A 16,795-nucleotide genomic window follows, 5' to 3' on the forward strand; every position below is an offset into this window, starting at 1 on the left:
TGCATCCATGAAAAACATGAAACTGGAGTGGAAAAGAGGTGACTGGGCAGCTTATTTCGGGTTGATGACCAACAACCTGACCAATTTGCTGACCATGATGGGGTTGCTCATTTTTGTCGTCGGCATCCCGAAGGAGATTGTTTATGGACGCATCGCGCCAGCCTTCGGGCTGGCGGTGCTGGTGGCGAGTCTTTGCTATACGTGGTTTGGCCTGCAAATGGCGCGCGCCACCGGACGAACGGACGTCACCGCGCTGCCGTCCGGCCCGAGCGCGCCGTCGATTTTTACCGTGACCTTCCTGGTCTTAATGCCGGTTTACCAGCAAACCGGCGATGCGGATTTCGCGATTCAGATTGGCCTGGTGTGGTGCTTTGTGGAAGCGATGATCCTCGCGGGCGGCTCGTTCCTGGGTGAGACCATCCGCAAGATGATCCCGCGTACCGTGCTGCTGTCGTGCCTGTCCGGTCTTGGCCTGCTGCTGCTGGCGATGAACCCGATGTTGCAGGCGTTCGAAGCGCCGACCGTGTCGTTTATCGTCCTGCTGCTGATCTTCATTAACTGGTTCGGTAAAAAGCCGATTTTCGCCCGTATCCCGACCGGCCTGCTGCTGTTAATTGCCGGTACTCTGCTTGCGTGGATCTCCGGCCTGCAAAGCCCGGATGCCATTAAAGCGTCCATGTCATCCTTCGGCTTTAACCCGCCGGAGGTGCACGTGGACAGCTTCATGCAGGGGCTGCCGCACGCGCTGCCGTATCTGGCGTCCGCCGTACCGCTGGGGCTGGCGAACTACATCTTTGACCTGGAGAACATCGAAAGCGCCCACGCGGCGGGGGATGAATACCCGACCCGCAAGGTAATGCTGGCGAACGGTCTGGCCTCGATGCTCGGCTGCCTGATGGGCAATCCGTTCCCGGTCACGGTCTACGTCGGCCATCCTGGCTGGAAAGCGATGGGCGCCAGCATCGGCTACACCCTGGCGTCCGGCGTGACCATGTTCATCGTGCCGCTGTTCGGGCTGGGAGCCTTTATGCTCGCCATCATACCAATGACCGCCATCGTGCCGATTCTGGTCTTTATCGGCGTCGTCACCGCCAACCAGGTGGTGAGGGAAACGCCGAAAGTGGAGGTGCCCGTCATCTTTATCTGCCTGTTCCCGTGGATCGCTAACTGGGCGCTGACCATGATGAACAGCGTGATGAGCGCGGCGGGAACCAGCGCGGCGAAAATTGGCACCGACGTGCTGCACAGCAAAGGGATCTACTATGAGGGTCTGATGCACCTCGGCAACGGTGCGCCGCTCGCCAGCATGCTCTGGGGCTGTATCGCTATCTTCGCCATCATTAACAAACCGCTGCGCGGGGCCGTCGCCACCGTAGGAGGCGCGCTGCTGGCGCTGTTTGGCGTGATCCACGCGCCGGTGGTGGGCTTTGCCGAGGGCAGTTCCCTGTTGTTCGTTACGGCCTACCTGATGATGGGCGGGATGTTTGTGGTGAAGCATGTGCTGGATACCTCTGTTAATCCCCCTCTCCCTGTGGCAGAGGGCCGGGGTGAGGGCACCAGAACGCACCTTCTAAAGGAAACAAAATGAAAGAGCTTATGGTCGTCGCCATCGGCGGCAACAGCATTATCAAAGACAACGCCAGCCAGTCGATTGAGCATCAGGCGCAGGCGGTCAAAGCGGTGGCTGAGTCGGTGCTCGAAATGCTGGCCTCGGACTATGACATCGTGCTCACCCACGGCAACGGCCCGCAGGTGGGGCTGGATCTGCGCCGCGCCGAAATCGCCCACGAGCGGGAAGGGCTGCCGCTGACCCCGCTGGCAAACTGCGTGGCGGATACCCAGGGCGGGATCGGCTACCTGATCCAGCAGGCGCTCAACAACCGCCTGGCGGCGCGCGGGGAACAAAAAGCGGTCACGGTCGTTACTCAGGTTGAAGTGGATAAAAACGATCCTGGCTTTACGCACCCGACGAAGCCCATCGGCGCGTTCTTCAGCGAGGCGCAGCGCGACGAACTGCAACTTGCGCACCCGGACTGGCATTTTGTCGAGGATTCAGGCCGGGGCTATCGCCGCGTGGTGGCTTCACCGCAGCCGCGACGTATCGTTGAGGCAGATGCCATCAAGGCGCTGACGCAGAAAGGTTTTGTGGTGATCGGCGCGGGCGGCGGAGGCATTCCTGTGGTGCGCAGTGAACAGGGCGATTACCAGAGCGTGGACGCGGTGATAGATAAAGATCTCTCCACCGCGCTGCTGGCGCGCGAGATCCGCGCCGACGTGCTAGTGATCACCACCGGCGTGGAGAAAGTGTGCATCCACTTCGGCAAGCCGAATCAACAGGCGCTGAGCACGGTGAACGTGGCGCAGATGACGCGCTACATGGAAGAAGGACATTTTCCGGCGGGCAGCATGTTGCCGAAAATCGTCGCCTCGCTGGAATTTTTACGCCATGGCGGCAGGCGGGTGATCATTACCTCGCCGGACTGCCTGCCCGCGGCGCTGCGCGGGGAAACGGGTACCCACATTGTTAATGAAGGAAGATAAGATGAGTGAAAACAAAAGCCGCCGCGAGTTTATCAGCCAGAGCGGCAAAATGGTTACCGCCTGCGCGCTGTTTGGCGCCACGGGTTCCGTCGCGTATGCTGCCGATTCTGCAAAGGCAACCTGCGAGACGGGTAAACCGATGAACATCACCGCAAAGCATTACTATCTCGACAACGTGCTGCTGGAAGTCGGGTTTAACTTCGACGGCAGCGTGGCGACAAGCACCCGCACCGAGCTGAAAACGCTGGAAATCAAAGACGGGAAAATCGTCGCCCTGCGCGACAACAACAGCCACGCCGACGCCTCGCTGCCGCACTACGACGCGGGCAAAAAGCTGATGCTTCCGGCGATGCGCGACATGCACATCCATCTGGATAAAACCTTCTACGGCGGCCCGTGGCGCTCCCTGAACCGTCCGGCGGGCACCACCATTCAGGACATGATCCGCCTGGAGCAGAAGCTGCTGCCGGAGTTACAGCCCTACACGCAAGAACGCGCCGAAAAGCTGATCGACCTGCTCCAGTCCAAAGGGTCCACCATCGCCCGCAGCCACTGCAACATAGAGCCGGTTTCCGGCCTGAAAAACCTGGAAAATTTGCAGGCGGTACTGGCGCGCCGAAGCCCAGGTTTTGACTGTGAAATCGTTGCCTTCCCGCAGCACGGTCTGCTGCTGTCTCATTCTGAAAAGCTGATGCGCGAGGCGATGCAGGCGGGGGCGCATTACGTGGGCGGGCTGGACCCGACCAACGTCGACGGCGCGATGGAGAAATCCCTCAACACCATGTTCCAGATTGCGCTGGATTATGACAAAGGGGTGGATATCCATCTGCATGAAACCAGCCCGGCGGGCGTGGCGGCGGTGAACTACATGGTAGAAACCGTGGAGAAAACGCCGGCGCTGAAGGGGAAGCTGACCATCAGCCACGCCTTCGCCCTGGCGACGCTTAACGAGCAAGAGGTGGATGAGATCGCCACCCGCATGGCGGCACAACAGGTGACCATCGCCTCCACCGTGCCGATTGGCACTCTGCACATGCCGCTGAAGCAGTTGCGTGATAAAGGCGTGTTTGTCATGACCGGTACCGACAGCGTGATCGACCACTGGTCACCGTACGGTCTGGGGGACATGCTGGAGAAAGCTAATCTGTACGCCCAGCTCTATATTCGCCCGAACGAGCAGACGCTTTCGCGCGCGCTGGGCATCGCCACCGGCGACGTGCTGCCGCTGAACGATAAAGGTGAACGCGTGTGGCCGAAAGCGCAAGACGACGCCAGCTTTGTGCTGGTAGACGCCTCCTGTTCCGCCGAGGCCGTGGCGCGTATTTCACCGCGCACCGCGACGTTCCATAAGGGCAACCTCGTCTGGGGCACGGTCGCCTGACGCCACGCTGGGGTATCGCTACAGGTGATACCCCGACAATCGCAACTCCCGGTCGATCCACTCGACGAACTGCTGGATCTTCCACGCGCGTTCGTTCATGTGCGGCATTACCAGATGGTGCGCGTTGATGGCGATACCCATTTCATCCGGCAGTACCTGCACCAGCGAACCATCCTTCAGGTGATCGGTCGCCATCATTTTGCTCTCAAGAATAAAGCCCAGCCCCATACGCGCTGCTTCAAAGCTCATGTAGGAGCGATCGAAACTGAGGCTGAAGTTGAGCCACGGCCTGTCGATATTGTGCCAGGCGAACCATTTTTCCCAGTTCACCAGGGTGCTGGTTGAGGAGATGAGCGACTGTTGCAGCAGATCGGCTGGCGTGCTGATCGGATGTTTTTCCACATAAGTGGGCGAGGCCAATACGACCAGCGTGTCATTTTTAATGGTCATCACACGGTATGCATCCCAGTCCGGTATGCCGTGGCGGATATCAATATCAATATTGTCTCTGGCGAATTGCAGGTTTTCATAGGAGCAGGTGAGATTGATGGTGATATCGGGATATTCGTCGCGGAACTTGCCCAGACGGCGCAACAGCCATGACAAGCCAAAGGTGGGCGAGGAGTGCACGCGAAGTACGGCAGTATCTTTCTCTTTGACAATCTGATCGGTGGCACGCCCAATGGCGCTCATTGCCGCTGAAACTTCTCGCAGATACTTTTCTCCCGTCGGGGTTAACTGAACCCCTTTACCGCTGCGGATAAATAATTTTTTGCCCATCCACGATTCCAGGGACGCGATCTGATGACTCACCGCGGAGGGGGTGACGTTGAGTTGTTCGGCCGCCTGATGGATGCTCAGGGCGTTAGCAACGGCGATAAACGCCTGTAAATTTCTGAGCGAGGGCAGCGATAACGTCTGGCGATCCTGCGCGGACATAGCGTACTCCTTTCAGGGTTATGGATAAAAAACATAACATTGAGATTACGTGCGGGCAATTTTATCCCAATATGATTTTTTTTGAACTGTATCGCGAATCAAATTTATCTCAGCAATAAATGAGTTTTATTGCATGGTGTTTCATTCGTGAGCCGATATATTGACGTTGAACGCAAAAATAAAACGACTCACGTTGTTCGAATAATGAGGTAAGTTATGTCTCGTATAGAACAAGCTGTCCCCTACATAAACACTAAAAAAACCCATTACCGTTTCGTTGTGCTGGCATTAATTTTTATTGTGTATGCCATTAACTATGCCGACAGAACAAATATTGGCGCGGTACTTCCGTTTATCATTGACGAATTTCATATCAATAATTTCGAAGCCGGTGCGATAGCCAGTATGTTCTTTTTGGGATACGCCCTGAGCCAAATTCCGGCGGGCTTTTTTATCGCCAGAAAGGGTATTCGCGGGATGGTGGCGCTGTCGATATTCGGCTTCTCCGCCTTTACCTGGCTGATGGGCACTGCGACTTCTGTGCTGGGGCTGAAATTTATTCGCCTGGGGCTGGGGTTAACGGAGGGGCCGTGCCCCGTCGGGCTGGCCTCCACCATCAATAACTGGTTTCCGCCAAAGGAGAAAGCCACGGCAACAGGCGTCTATATTGCTGCCACCATGTTTGCGCCGATCCTCGTGCCGCCGCTGGCAGTGTGGATCGCCATGACCTGGGGCTGGCGCTGGGTCTTCTTCTCCTTTGCGATCCCCGGTCTTGTTATTGCCGTTCTGTGGTATCTGCTGGTGCGCACTAAGCCGTCAGAGAGCGCATTCGTCTCTAAAGCGGAGCTGGAGACCATTACCGCCGGTCAGGAGACGCCGGACGCCAGACGGGAAAATATCGTTATTTCACCAGGATTTGCGCACCTTGATCGCCTGATCCGCGTGCGGGAGTTAGCGCCGGTGAGCACGGTGAAAGGCTTGTTTACCTCGAAAAATATACTCGGTGACTGCCTGGCCTATTTCATGATGGTCAGCGTGCTGTACGGCCTGCTGACGTGGATCCCACTCTATCTGGTGAAGGAAAAAGGCTTTTCGTTTATGAGTATGGGGCTGGTCGCCAGTATGCCGTGCATCGGCGGATTTATCGGTGCAATTTTCGGCGGCTACGTTTCCGACAAACTACTCGGCCGTCGGCGCAAACCGACCATGATGTTTACCGCGATCAGCACCGTTTTGATGATGGTCATTATGCTGAATATTCCGCAAAGCACCGTGGCGGTTTGCGTGGGGCTGTTCTTTGTTGGCCTCTGTCTGAATATCGGCTGGCCTGCTTTTACGGCTTACGGTATGGCCGTCGCGGACAGTAAAACCTATCCGATAGCTGCCTCCATTATCAATAGCGGCGGTAATCTCGGCGGATTTGTTTCCCCGATGCTGGCAGGTTATCTGCTGGATAAAACAGGCAGTTTTAATTCTGTGTTTATTTATTTCGGTATTTGTGCAGCCATTGGCTTAATTATGATTATGCTGCTGGAAGAACCGAAATAATAAAAAAATCCCTCTTGTAAGAATGGAGTAAATATATGCTACTGAAAGATAAAGTCGCCGTCATTACCGGCGCGGCCTCCGTACGCGGTTTGGGTTTCGCCACGGCGAAATTATATGCCGAACAGGGCGCGAAAGTGGTGATTATCGATTTAGATGTCGAAGCAAGCCGGGCAGCGGCGGCGAGTCTGGGCGATGAACATCTGGGCCTTGCGGCGAACGTCAGCAATGAATTACAGGTTAATGCCGCCATTGAGCAGGTGCTGGGGAAATACGGGCGCATCGATATTCTGGTGAATAACGCTGGTATTACACAGCCTATCAAGCTGATGGATATCAAACGTGAAAATTACGATGCGGTGCTGGACGTCAGCCTGCGCGGCACGCTGCTGATGTCTCAGGCGGTGATCCCCACCATGCGCGCGCAGAAGTCGGGCAGCATCGTCTGTATTTCATCGGTATCAGCCCAGCGCGGTGGCGGTATTTTTGGCGGGCCACACTACAGTGCCGCGAAAGCGGGTGTGCTGGGCCTGGCGAAAGCGATGGCCCGCGAGCTGGGGCCGGATAACGTGCGCGTTAACTGCATCACGCCGGGTCTTATTCAGACGGACATCACCGCAGGCAAGCTGAGTGATGAGATGAAAACCGCCATCCTGGCGGGCATTCCGCTTAACCGCCTCGGCGATGCGCAGGATATTGCCCGCGCCGCACTGTTCCTCGGCAGCGACCTTTCGTCTTACTCCACCGGTATCACGCTCGACGTGAACGGCGGGATGCTGATCCATTAAGGAGACTCGAAGATGACGGATACCACAGTTCAACAGGTGGCCGCGGCGGCCTGGCGCATTCGCCGTTATGCGTTACGAATGGGCGAAGTTCAGGGGCAGGGCTACATCGGGCAGGCGCTGGGCTATGCCGATGTGCTGGCCACCGCGTTTACCCACGGGATGAGCCTTAAGCCGGGCGAGCCGGAGTGGGAAGGGCGTGACCGTTTTCTGCTCTCCCACGGCCATTACGCCATCGCCTGTTATGCCGCCCTGATTGAAGCAGGGGTCATATCTGAAGAGGAGCTGGAGACCTACGGCGCGGACGACAGCCGCCTGCCGATGTCCGGCATGGCAACCTACACGCCAGGCATGGAGATCTCCGGCGGTTCGCTGGGGCAGGGCTTAAGCATTGGCGTTGGCATGGCGCTGGGGCTGAAGCACAAGCAGAGCACGGCGTGGGTCGTCAACTCCATGTCGGACGGCGAGCTTGATGAAGGGTCAACCTGGGAAGCGGCGATGTCGGCGGCACACCATGGCCTGTCGAACCTGATCGTGCTGGTGGACATTAACCGCCAGCAGGCGGACGGCAACTCGCACGCGATCCTCGGCTTTGAACCGCTGGAGGATAAGTGGACCTCCTTCGGCTGGTACGTGCAGCGCGTAAACGGCAATGACGTTCCTGCGCTGGTGGCGGCGTTTGATAACGCCAAACGCTATCCGGAAAACCAGCCGCGCGTCATTTTGTGCGACACGCTGATGGGCAAGGGAGTGCCTTTCCTTGAGCAGCGTGACAAGAACCATTTTATTCGCGTGGATGCTGACGAGTGGCAAAAGGCACTCGCCGTACTGGATGCCAACAAACCTGAAGGAGTGCTGTAATGAGCCAGACCACGGAGAAAAAACCGCGTTTAACTACGTCGGCCATGATTGCCTCTATCGCGGAAGAAGGCCAGGAGACGCGCGCCGCACCGTTCGGCCACGCGCTGGTGAAGCTGGCGGAACAGCGACCGGAGGTTGTTGGCATGACGGCGGATCTGTCGAAGTACACCGATCTGCATATCTTTGCCCAGGCCTGCCCAAAACGCTTCTTTCAGATGGGCATGGCTGAACAGCTTTTAATGGGGGCCGCGGGCGGCATGGCGAAGGAGGGCTTTATCCCTTTCGCCACCACCTATGCCGTCTTCGCTACCCGCCGCGCTTACGACTTCATTCATCAGGTGATTGCGGAGGAGCACCTGAACGTGAAGATCTGCGCGGCGCTGCCGGGGCTGACCACCGGCTACGGCCCGAGCCACCAGGCGACAGAAGATATTGCCATTATGCGCGGTATTCCGGGCATGACGATTATCGATCCCTGTGACGCAATAGACACCGAACAGGCAGTACCGGCGATGGCTGCGCACGATGGGCCGGTCTATATGCGCCTGCTGCGGGGCAAGGTGCCGGTGGTGCTGGACCAGTACAACTACCAGTTTAAGATTGGCAAAGCCGCGCTGCTGGAAGAGGGGAGCGACGTCCTGATCATTGCTTCAGGTTTGATGACCATGCGTGCGCTGGAGGCGGCGAAACAGCTGCGTAAAGATAACGTCAGCGTGGCGGTGCTGCACTCGCCCACCATTAAGCCGCTGGACGAAGAGACGATCCTGACGCAGGCCGCAAAGCCGGGACGGCTGGTGATTGTGGCGGAAAACCACAGCAGCGTCGGCGGGCTATGCGAAGCCGTCGCGTCGCTGTTAATGCGCAACCGCGTGAACGTGGATTTCGATACTGTCGCACTGCCGGACGCATTCCTTGACGCAGGCGCGCTGCCCACCCTGCACGACCGCTACGGGATTTCGACCACCGCCATGGTGGAGAAAATCCGGCGCAGGCTCTGAACCCTGCGGGGCGAGTATTCACTCGCCCCTTTCCTGCTTCAGTAACCCACCTTATACACCTGCCCGCTCTGCACCCCTTCCACGCTGCGGCGGTAGGCCTGCGCAACGGTCGCGGCGGGGACGCTTTCAAAGCCGGGGAAGAAGCCGTCGTACGCTTCGGCGGATTCGGTCAGCACCGTCGGGCTGATCAGATTAATGCGAATACCGCGCGGCAGTTCACAGGCCGCGGCGCGCACAAACCCTTCCAGCGCCGCATTGACCGTGGTGGCGTTGACGCCCTGCGCAATCGGCTCGTGCGCCACAATGCCGCTTATCAGCGTAATCGAGCCACCTTCGTTCAGGTAGTGCTGGCCGGTCAGCGCCAGACGAACCTGCCCCAGCAGCTTATCCTGCAAACCCCGGTTGAACTCGCCGTCGGTCATGGTTGCGAGCGGGCCGAAGTGCAACCCTCCGCTGGCGGAGACAATCGCATCCACCGGGCCGATCTTTCCGAACAGCGCCTGCACGCTCGCCTGCGAGTTGATATCCACCTGATGGTCGCCCTGCGTGCGACCCACGCGGATCACCTCGTGACGACGGCTTAGCTCTTCTGTCACAGCACGACCGACGGTACCGCTGGCACCAATAATGACGATTTTCATAGCAGACTCCTTATGTTGTGAGCCTTCATTCTTTAATAAATAAAAATTCAGATAAACTGGGCTGACGTTAGAAGATTACTAACCAGAGGTTCGGAATATGGATAAGCTTCGCGGCATGGAGACGTTCATCGCGGTGGTGGAAAGCGGCAGCTTTACCGGCGCGGCGGCTCGGCTGGAGATGTCGGCGGTAATGGTCGGGAAGTATATTGCGCAGCTGGAATCGCAGCTCGGCACGCGGCTGCTGGAGCGCAACACCCGGCGCCAGAGCCTGACCGATGCCGGACGCGTTTATTTCGAAGAGGCGAGGCGCGTGCTGGAGCAGGTCTCGATTGCTGAAAACGCGGTTGAGCGCCTGCGAGCCACGCCCGCCGGCACCCTGCGCGTGACGGCGCCTACCTCGTTTGGCGGCTGCGTTATCGCGCCTCTGACGGCCACGTTTTTGCAGCGCTACCTGGAAGTGCGCATCGAACTGGATCTCACCAACCGAATGGTGGATCTGGTAGAGGAAGGGGTCGATCTGGCCATTCGTATCGGGGAGATCCGTAATGAGGATCTGGTGGCGAAATACCTGTGTCCCTACAACATGGTGATCTGCGCCGCGCCGGATTATCTGGCGCGTCACGGTACGCCGCAGACGCCAGCCGATCTGGTGGATCACCTGTGCCTGTCGCACACGGTATGGACGGCGCGTAACGAGTGGCGGCTGCCGGGTGTGGAAGGCGAAGTGCGCTGGAAGCGTGATGCCGTCTTACGATGCAATGACGGCTACGGCTTACGCATGGCGGCGCGAGCCGGGGCAGGGCTACTGCTGCAACCGGAAGTGCTGGTGGCGGAAGAGCTGGCGAGCGGCAGGCTGGTTCGGGTTCTGGAAGCGTTTACGCCCGCGCCGAGGCCGGTGCATTTACTCTGGCGTCAGGATTTGCGGCCGCTGCCTAAGCTAACGGAATTTATTGCCCATATTCTGCTAAGATTGGGCACAATATAAAAAAAGAAGGTAAGTAAAGAATGTCTGCAAACAAACTCGCCAGCAGCGCTCAGGGCCTGCAATCCTCTGCCATCCGTGAATTATTAAAACATAGCAAAATGGCAGGCGTGATTTCGCTGGGTGGCGGTATTCCAAATCCGGACCTGTTCGATCATGAAGGTTTAAAAATCGCCGCTGATGCCGTGCTGTCTCAGCATTTTGGCGAAGCATTCCAGTACGGCCTGACGGAAGGCGTCCCGGGGCTGCGCGAAGAGATCCAACGCATCTGTGAAGGTCGCGGCATCGCCTGTAAAGCCGATGACGTGGTCATTACTTCCGGCTCGCAACAGTCGCTTGACGTGCTGGCGCGGGCGTTAATTAACCCGGGCGATACGGTCGTCGTGGAGCGGCCTACCTACCTCGCCGCGTTGCAGGTCTTTGGCCTGGCGCAGGCGAAATTTGAATCCGTCGGCACCGACGGCGACGGCATGAAAGTGGATGAACTTGAAGCGCTGGTAGCCACCAAAACCATCAAAGCGGTTTATATCGTGCCAACCTTTGGTAACCCGGGCGGCGTAACGCTCTCCGAAGCGCGTCGTAAACAGCTGGTGGAATTATCGAAGCGCTATGACTTCGTGATTATCGAAGACGACCCGTACAGCGAAATTAACTACACCGACGAAGCGTTCCGCCCGCTGATTGCCCATGCCAAAGATATCGGCAATGAGGATAACGTGGTGTACACCTCCACCTTCTCTAAAATCCTCGCGCCGGGCACCCGCGTGGGCTGGGTGCTGGTGCCGGAGTGGCTGAAGCGCGCGGTGGTGAACCTCAAGCAAACCACCGATCTGCACACCAGCACGCTGTCGCAGCTGATGACGTACGAGTATCTGAAAACCGGTCGTCTGGCGAATCAGATTAAAATGATCCGCGAAGCCTATCGCCAGAAATACCAGACCTTTGCCAGTGAACTGGAAGCGGAGCTGGGCGATGTGATGTCGTTCCACAAGCCAAAGGGCGGCATGTTCCTGTGGGCGAAAATGAACAACGGCATCAATACGACGAAATGGCTGGAAAAAACATTAAGCAACGGCGTCGTGTTTGTGCCGGGTGAGTTCTTCTACTGCAACGAGCCGGACCACACCACGCTGCGCATGTCATTCGTTACCCCAACGGATGAGCAGCTTAAAGAAGCGGTTAGACGTTTGAAGATATCGCTGTAACCTGATACAGCAGCGTCAGCTCTCAGAAGTAGGCCGGGTAAGGCGCAGCCGCCACCCGGCGTTTGACTACCGCTCCCTCAGCGCCTCTTTCGCCCGGTTAAACGGTTTGATCATATAATCCAGCACCGTTTTCTCCCCGGTCTTAATATCCACCGTCGCTATCATTCCCGGCACGATCGAGAAGTGCCTGCCCGCCTTATTCACCAGATAATCCTGGCTGGTACGGATAAACACCCGGTAATAGAACACCTCCGGCTTCGCTTCGTCCTGAATGGTGTCCGGCGAAATGGTCTCCACCACCCCGTGCAGCCCACCGTAAATCGCGTAATCGTAGGCGGTGATTTTCACCAGCGCCTCCTGATTAGGGTGAATAAAGGCGATATCCCGCGGCGAGAGGCGGGTTTCAATCAGCAGGTGATCGTCCACCGGCACAATTTCCATCAGCTCACCGTTGGGCGGGATCACACCGCCAATCGTCGTCACTTTGATGTTTTTCACGATCCCGCGCACCGGAGACTTCACCGTCAGACGGGTAACGGAATCCTCGCGGCCTTTCAGGATCGCTGACACCATATCCACCTCGGCGTTGGCCTTCGACAGCGCTTCACGGGCCTGCACGTAATACTGGGAACGCACGTCGGTGAGCTTCAGCTCCAGGTCGCTTTTCTGCCGTTGCAGGCGCAGCACTTCCACGTGGCTGGCGGCCCCGGTTTTCACCAGCCGCTGGGTGATCGCCAGCTCTTTGTTCGCGAGATCTAACGCGGCGCGCAACTCCCGCTGGGTATCCTCAAGCTGGGCGCGGCGCGAGTTGTAGAGCCGCGTTTCAGCGGCGGTCAGGTCGGTCCATTTCGCCAGTGACGGCGGGAATTTGAGCGGCAGATCGTTCACCTCGGCATACAGACGCGCGCTGGAGGCCAGCGATGCCCGGTAACGCGCCGCGCTTTCGCCGACGTTGGATTCCGAGCGGGTAGGATCCAGCCGCGCCAGCACCTGCCCGGCCTGCACCTGATCCCCTTCGTGCACGTTCAGCTCGGTAAGGATGCCCCCATCCAGCGACTGCAATACCTGCTCGCGTGAGCTGGGGATCACTTTCCCGGTGCCGGTTGAGACTTCGTCCAGCACCCCGAACCACGCCCAGACGCCGAGCACCACAAACATCAGCAGGGAGAAGAAAACAATGCGCCGGGCACCGGTATAACCGCTTTCGGAGTCGAGCGCGTTATCCAGATCTTCTACTGCGGCAACGTCACGCTGACTGATTTTCATTTTTCCACTCCCGTCCGGTTGCCTGCTGCTGTTGCTGCATACGGCTGTTGTTCAGCGCCTGGGCTTTTGGCGCATCCATCACCAGCATGCCATCTTTGAGTACCACCACGCGCTCCACCAGCTCCAGCACCGGCACGCGGTGGGTCGCGACAATCAGCGTGCGGTTGCCAAGCCACGCGCCGAGACGTTGAATAAATTCCCGCTCGGTGTGTTCATCAAGGGAGGCAGTCGGTTCGTCCATCAGCACGATATTCGGGTCGCGCAGCAGCATCCGCGCCAGCAGGATGGACTGCCGCTGCCCGCCGGACAGCCCGACGCCGTTCTCCATAATCGGGTAATCCAGCCCCTTCGGCAGCTTCTGCACAAAGCTGGCCGCGCCGCACATCTCCAGCACCTCGAAGATCTCTTTATCGGTGGCGCGCGGCATGCCGAGCGTGATGTTCTCGCGCAGGGTGCCGTAAAACAGCCGGGCGTTCTGGGTCATAAAGCCGACGTTTCGCCGCACGTCAGCCACGTCCAGATGCGGCAGGCTGAGGTTGTCGAGCCGCAGTTCACCGCCCGCCAGATCCATCCCGCCCGCCATCGCCTGCAACAGGGTTGATTTGCCCGCGCCGTTGCGCCCGAGGATCGCCACTTTCTCGCCCGCTTTGATCTCCAGTCGGTTAATGCGCAGTGCCATGCGCGGATCTTCCGGGTGATAGCGGAACTGCGCCTGCTCGAACAGGTAATGTCCGCGCAGCACGTCCTGACGGATCGGCGTCTCTTCGCGCTGATTCTCGGTCGGCAGCTGCATAATGCTGTCCAGCCCCTCTTTGGCCGCCTTTACCTGCTGCCAGCGGGCCAGCACGCCGCACAGCGTCGCCATCGGGGCGATCATCCGTGAGGCGAGCATTGAGGCGGCCACCACCGAACCGGTGGTTAAGGTGCCGTCGATCACCATCGGCGCGCCCACCACGATCACCCCGGCATACACCAGGCTCTGAATGGTCATCCCCCAGCTGATCAGGTTCTGCGTCAGCTCGCGGGTGCGCAGGCCGGATTCGGCGGTGATCTGGATATAGCTGTTCCACTGCTGCAAAAAGCGGTTCTCCGCCTGCATCAGCTTGATGTCCTCCAGCCCCTGCACGCTCTCCACCAGCACCGCGTTGCGCAGGGTCGATTCATGCGCCGACTGCTTCGCCAGCTCCGCCAGCTTCTTTTGCAGCAGCAGGCCAGGCAGGACCATGATCACCGCCGCCACCGGGGCGATCCACGCCAGCTGCGGGGCGATGATCGCCAGCACAATCACAAACAGGATAAAAAACGGCAGATCGACGATGGTGGAGATGGTGGAGGAGGTGACCATCTCGCGGATCTGCTCCAGCTCGCGCAGCTGGGAGATAAAGCTGCCGGTGGATCGCGGAATGGCGCTGTGGCGCAGCCGCAGCGCGTGGCCGAACACCCGATCCGAGACGCGCAGATCCGAGCGTTTACCCAGCAGATCCATAATGTGTCCGCGCGCCACGCGCAGCACAAAACCAAACAGCGTGGCGATCAGCACCCCGATGGTCAGCACATAGAGCGTCGGATAGGACTGGGCGGGGATCACCCGGTCATACACCTGCATGGAAAAGACGATGCCCGAGAGGGAGAGCACGTTAATGAACAGTGCCGCCAGCATCACCCAGCTGTAAGGGCGAAGGTCGCGCATCACCAGCCGGTAGAGCCAGTCCGGGCGGTATTTTGAGATATAGGCATCCACGCGGCTGTCCTTCAGCGCCGCCAGCGGACGCAGGGCGATGACGTGGCGGATGGCAGGCAGCATCGCGCTCATCGACAGGCGGTTGGTGTGCGTGCTGTCGTCGAAAAAGCTGACTTCAAGCGTATCCTCGCCGTCGAAATTGTCGATCACGCCGATTTTACCGTCGTTCAGCTCCACTACTACCGGCAGACGCCAGCTGTTGATAGCGTGCTGATCGGCCGTCAGCAGCTGGAATGTCAGCCCGGCTTCACGGGCGAGCTGCGTCAGCGCGGGCACCATCGGTTTGCCTTTCAGCCACGGCGCGCCGGCGATCAGCGAGCCTGGCGAGCAGGCAACGCGATAGCGCGTCGCCACATAGCCAAACGCCTGCGCCCACTGCTCCAGCGCCTCATCCGTCATATTTTCACCCTGCGGAATATCGCGTTGCTTCATGGCTGGATCTCCACGGTCTGGATGGTGCGGTTTTCAAGATCGAACGCGTGACGCAGGCGCCCGGTGTTGTACAGACAGTTCAACTGAAGCTGATGTAGCTGTCCGGCGGTTTGCTGTTGGGTAAAGCGCGCCTGATACACCTCCTGCTCGGCGTTGAGCACGTCGAGCAGCGGGCGGGAACCGAGATCGAGATACTGCTGCTGATACAGCTCGCGGGTGCGGGCGCTGAGCGCTTCCTGACGGCCCTGGATCTGAAGCGTGCTCATCAGGCTCATTACCTGGCTGCGCGCCTCAAGCAGCTTTTGCCGCACCTCAAGACGGGTGCGCTGAATGGTGGACTGGGCGGATTCCACCGCGTGTCCGGCGGCGTTACGCCGTGCGGTGAGGCCGCCGCCCTGATAGAGCGGCATCTGCACTTTTACCCACGCGGAGTATTGGGTGCGGTCCCGCGTTTCGTTGCCCGCGTAGCGGTCGTTCAGGTAGTGACGAACTTCCGGCTCCAGCGAAACGGTAGGGGTCATCTGCGCGTTGGCATAGTCGAGATTAGCCTGCGCGACGTTGGCCTGCGCCCAGGCCGCTAATACCGAGGGCACCAGACGATCGTCCGGCTCGGCGATGTCGCAGCTGCGGGCCAGACTCTGCGGAAAGTCATTGCTGACCGCGTTCAGGCTGTCCCAGCCCAGCAGGCTCATCAGCGTGGCGCGCGAGCTGTCGAGGCTGGCCTGATACTGCATCAGCTGCGCACGCGCCCCTTCGATGCGGGCGTCGGTCTGCACCACGTCAGAGAGTGACGTTGCGCCTTCATCATTACGTTGTTTCGTCAGGGTGCCGATGGAGGACAGGGCATCCAGCTGTTCTTTGGCGGTCTCGACCATCTGCTGCCAGGTCTGCACCTGCACCATGGCGATGGCGGTATCGTGGGCGATGGTGTCGATGCTCACCAGCACGTTGGCCTGCTGCTGGGCGACGCCCGCGTTTTCGGCGCGCACCTGGCTTGCGACTTTGCCGAAGTCGTACAGCATTTGCGAAAGAGAAAGCACCAGCGAGGGGGTAAAGCCATTATCGTCGCCGTCGTGGCTATAGCCGTTATCCATGCCAGCGTTAATTTGCGGATAATATTTTGATTTGGCGACGTCCACATTTTCGCTCTGCTGATAGAGTTTGCCGACGGCTTCACTGATGGCCGGATGCCAGGTCACGGCGCGGTTAACCGCTTCATTCAGCTGTAGCGTGCCGGGGGCGGCTTTGCTGGCTACGGGCGCCACGCGGCCATTTAAAGAGGGGAGTTCCTGCGTTTCGCTTAATTGTCCGGTATTAATCATCGCCGCAGGGTTTGCCGCGATAGCGGGCACAGATATCAGGCAGCACGAGAGCCACCAGTAAGGCATCTTCTTTCCCATGTCTTGTCCCTAATAAAAAAGTACTGCTTTTTTGTTTATGCCCGGGCGCTGTGCGCGCCCGGGTCATTTCTTGCAGGT

At 58.7% G+C, this 16,795-nt stretch carries 14 protein-coding genes; 9 read left to right on the forward strand and 5 right to left on the reverse strand.

The genetic code is table 11. The features are described from left to right. The first annotated feature begins 7 nt into the window (after positions 1-7). The 3 genes from ACNQ0W_RS17360 to ACNQ0W_RS17370 are packed head-to-tail and all read left to right on the forward strand — an operon-like array spanning position 8 to position 3,922. Positions 8-1,588: a hypothetical protein gene (locus tag ACNQ0W_RS17360; RefSeq protein ID WP_062933559.1), complete on the forward strand. Its 1,581-nt coding sequence runs from the start codon at positions 8-10 to the stop codon at positions 1,586-1,588. After that, positions 1,585-2,541, forward strand: a complete 957-nt coding sequence (locus ACNQ0W_RS17365) for a carbamate kinase family protein (RefSeq protein WP_062933560.1) — start codon at positions 1,585-1,587, stop codon at positions 2,539-2,541. Before ACNQ0W_RS17360 ends, ACNQ0W_RS17365 begins: the two co-directional genes overlap by 4 nt. 1 nt (position 2,542) lies before the next feature. Continuing rightward, positions 2,543-3,922: an amidohydrolase family protein gene (locus ACNQ0W_RS17370; protein ID WP_062933561.1), complete on the forward strand. Its 1,380-nt coding sequence runs from the start codon at positions 2,543-2,545 to the stop codon at positions 3,920-3,922. A gap of 18 nt (positions 3,923-3,940) precedes the next feature. On the opposite strand, the gene ACNQ0W_RS17375 is transcribed toward ACNQ0W_RS17370, so the two are convergent. Further along, entirely contained in the window at positions 3,941-4,861 is a 921-nt protein-coding gene (locus ACNQ0W_RS17375) for a LysR substrate-binding domain-containing protein (RefSeq protein ID WP_062933562.1), read from the reverse strand. Between the two features lie 216 nt (positions 4,862-5,077). On the opposite strand from ACNQ0W_RS17375, the gene ACNQ0W_RS17380 reads away from it, so the two are divergent. From ACNQ0W_RS17380 to ACNQ0W_RS17395, 4 genes are read left to right on the forward strand one after another with little or no spacing between them, the layout of a single operon-like run. Further along, a complete protein-coding gene (locus ACNQ0W_RS17380; protein ID WP_062933563.1) occupies positions 5,078-6,409 on the forward strand; it encodes an MFS transporter in 1,332 nt (443 codons plus the stop codon). A gap of 35 nt (positions 6,410-6,444) precedes the next feature. Then, positions 6,445-7,194 (forward strand): SDR family NAD(P)-dependent oxidoreductase, encoded by a 750-nt coding sequence (locus tag ACNQ0W_RS17385; RefSeq protein WP_062933564.1) that lies wholly within the window; start codon positions 6,445-6,447, stop codon positions 7,192-7,194. 12 nt (positions 7,195-7,206) lie between these two features. Further along, complete coding sequence (locus ACNQ0W_RS17390; RefSeq protein ID WP_062933565.1) at positions 7,207-8,052, forward strand: transketolase; 846 nt, start codon at positions 7,207-7,209, stop codon at positions 8,050-8,052. Beyond that, on the forward strand, positions 8,052-9,050 hold the full coding sequence (locus ACNQ0W_RS17395) for a transketolase family protein (RefSeq protein WP_062933566.1): 999 nt from the start codon (positions 8,052-8,054) through the stop codon (positions 9,048-9,050). Before ACNQ0W_RS17390 ends, ACNQ0W_RS17395 begins: the two co-directional genes overlap by 1 nt. 38 nt (positions 9,051-9,088) lie before the next feature. On the opposite strand, the gene ACNQ0W_RS17400 is transcribed toward ACNQ0W_RS17395, so the two are convergent. After that, the gene (locus ACNQ0W_RS17400; RefSeq protein WP_417933219.1) at positions 9,089-9,691 is read right to left on the reverse strand and encodes a short chain dehydrogenase; all 603 of its coding nucleotides are present in this window, start codon (positions 9,689-9,691) and stop codon (positions 9,089-9,091) included. Positions 9,692-9,788: 97 nt separating this feature from the next. Here ACNQ0W_RS17400 and ACNQ0W_RS17405 point away from each other — a divergent pair, with 97 nt between their 5' ends. Together ACNQ0W_RS17405 and ACNQ0W_RS17410 are read left to right on the forward strand one after the other, a co-directional pair. Then, complete coding sequence (locus ACNQ0W_RS17405) at positions 9,789-10,676, forward strand: LysR family transcriptional regulator (RefSeq protein WP_062933568.1); 888 nt, start codon at positions 9,789-9,791, stop codon at positions 10,674-10,676. Positions 10,677-10,696: 20 nt separating this feature from the next. Next, positions 10,697-11,878, forward strand: a complete 1,182-nt coding sequence (locus tag ACNQ0W_RS17410) for a PLP-dependent aminotransferase family protein (protein WP_062933569.1) — start codon at positions 10,697-10,699, stop codon at positions 11,876-11,878. Positions 11,879-11,944: 66 nt separating this feature from the next. On the opposite strand, the gene ACNQ0W_RS17415 is transcribed toward ACNQ0W_RS17410, so the two are convergent. Genes ACNQ0W_RS17415 through ACNQ0W_RS17425 form a run of 3 tightly spaced genes read right to left on the reverse strand, consistent with a single transcriptional unit; the run spans position 11,945 to position 16,717 of the window. Next, on the reverse strand, positions 11,945-13,144 hold the full coding sequence (locus tag ACNQ0W_RS17415) for an HlyD family efflux transporter periplasmic adaptor subunit (protein ID WP_017382757.1): 1,200 nt from the start codon (positions 13,142-13,144) through the stop codon (positions 11,945-11,947). Continuing rightward, positions 13,125-15,317, reverse strand: coding sequence for a type I secretion system permease/ATPase (locus tag ACNQ0W_RS17420; protein ID WP_017692801.1), 2,193 nt, complete (start codon positions 15,315-15,317; stop codon positions 13,125-13,127). The genes ACNQ0W_RS17415 and ACNQ0W_RS17420 overlap by 20 nt, the downstream gene beginning before the upstream one ends. After that, a complete protein-coding gene (locus ACNQ0W_RS17425; protein ID WP_023295304.1) occupies positions 15,314-16,717 on the reverse strand; it encodes a TolC family outer membrane protein in 1,404 nt (467 codons plus the stop codon). Before ACNQ0W_RS17425 ends, ACNQ0W_RS17420 begins: the two co-directional genes overlap by 4 nt. Between the last annotated feature and the right edge of the window lie 78 nt (positions 16,718-16,795).

Origin of the sequence: Enterobacter cloacae complex sp. 6730903 (genome assembly GCF_048283985.1) — a bacterium.
Taxonomy (GTDB): domain Bacteria; phylum Pseudomonadota; class Gammaproteobacteria; order Enterobacterales; family Enterobacteriaceae; genus Enterobacter; species Enterobacter hormaechei_C.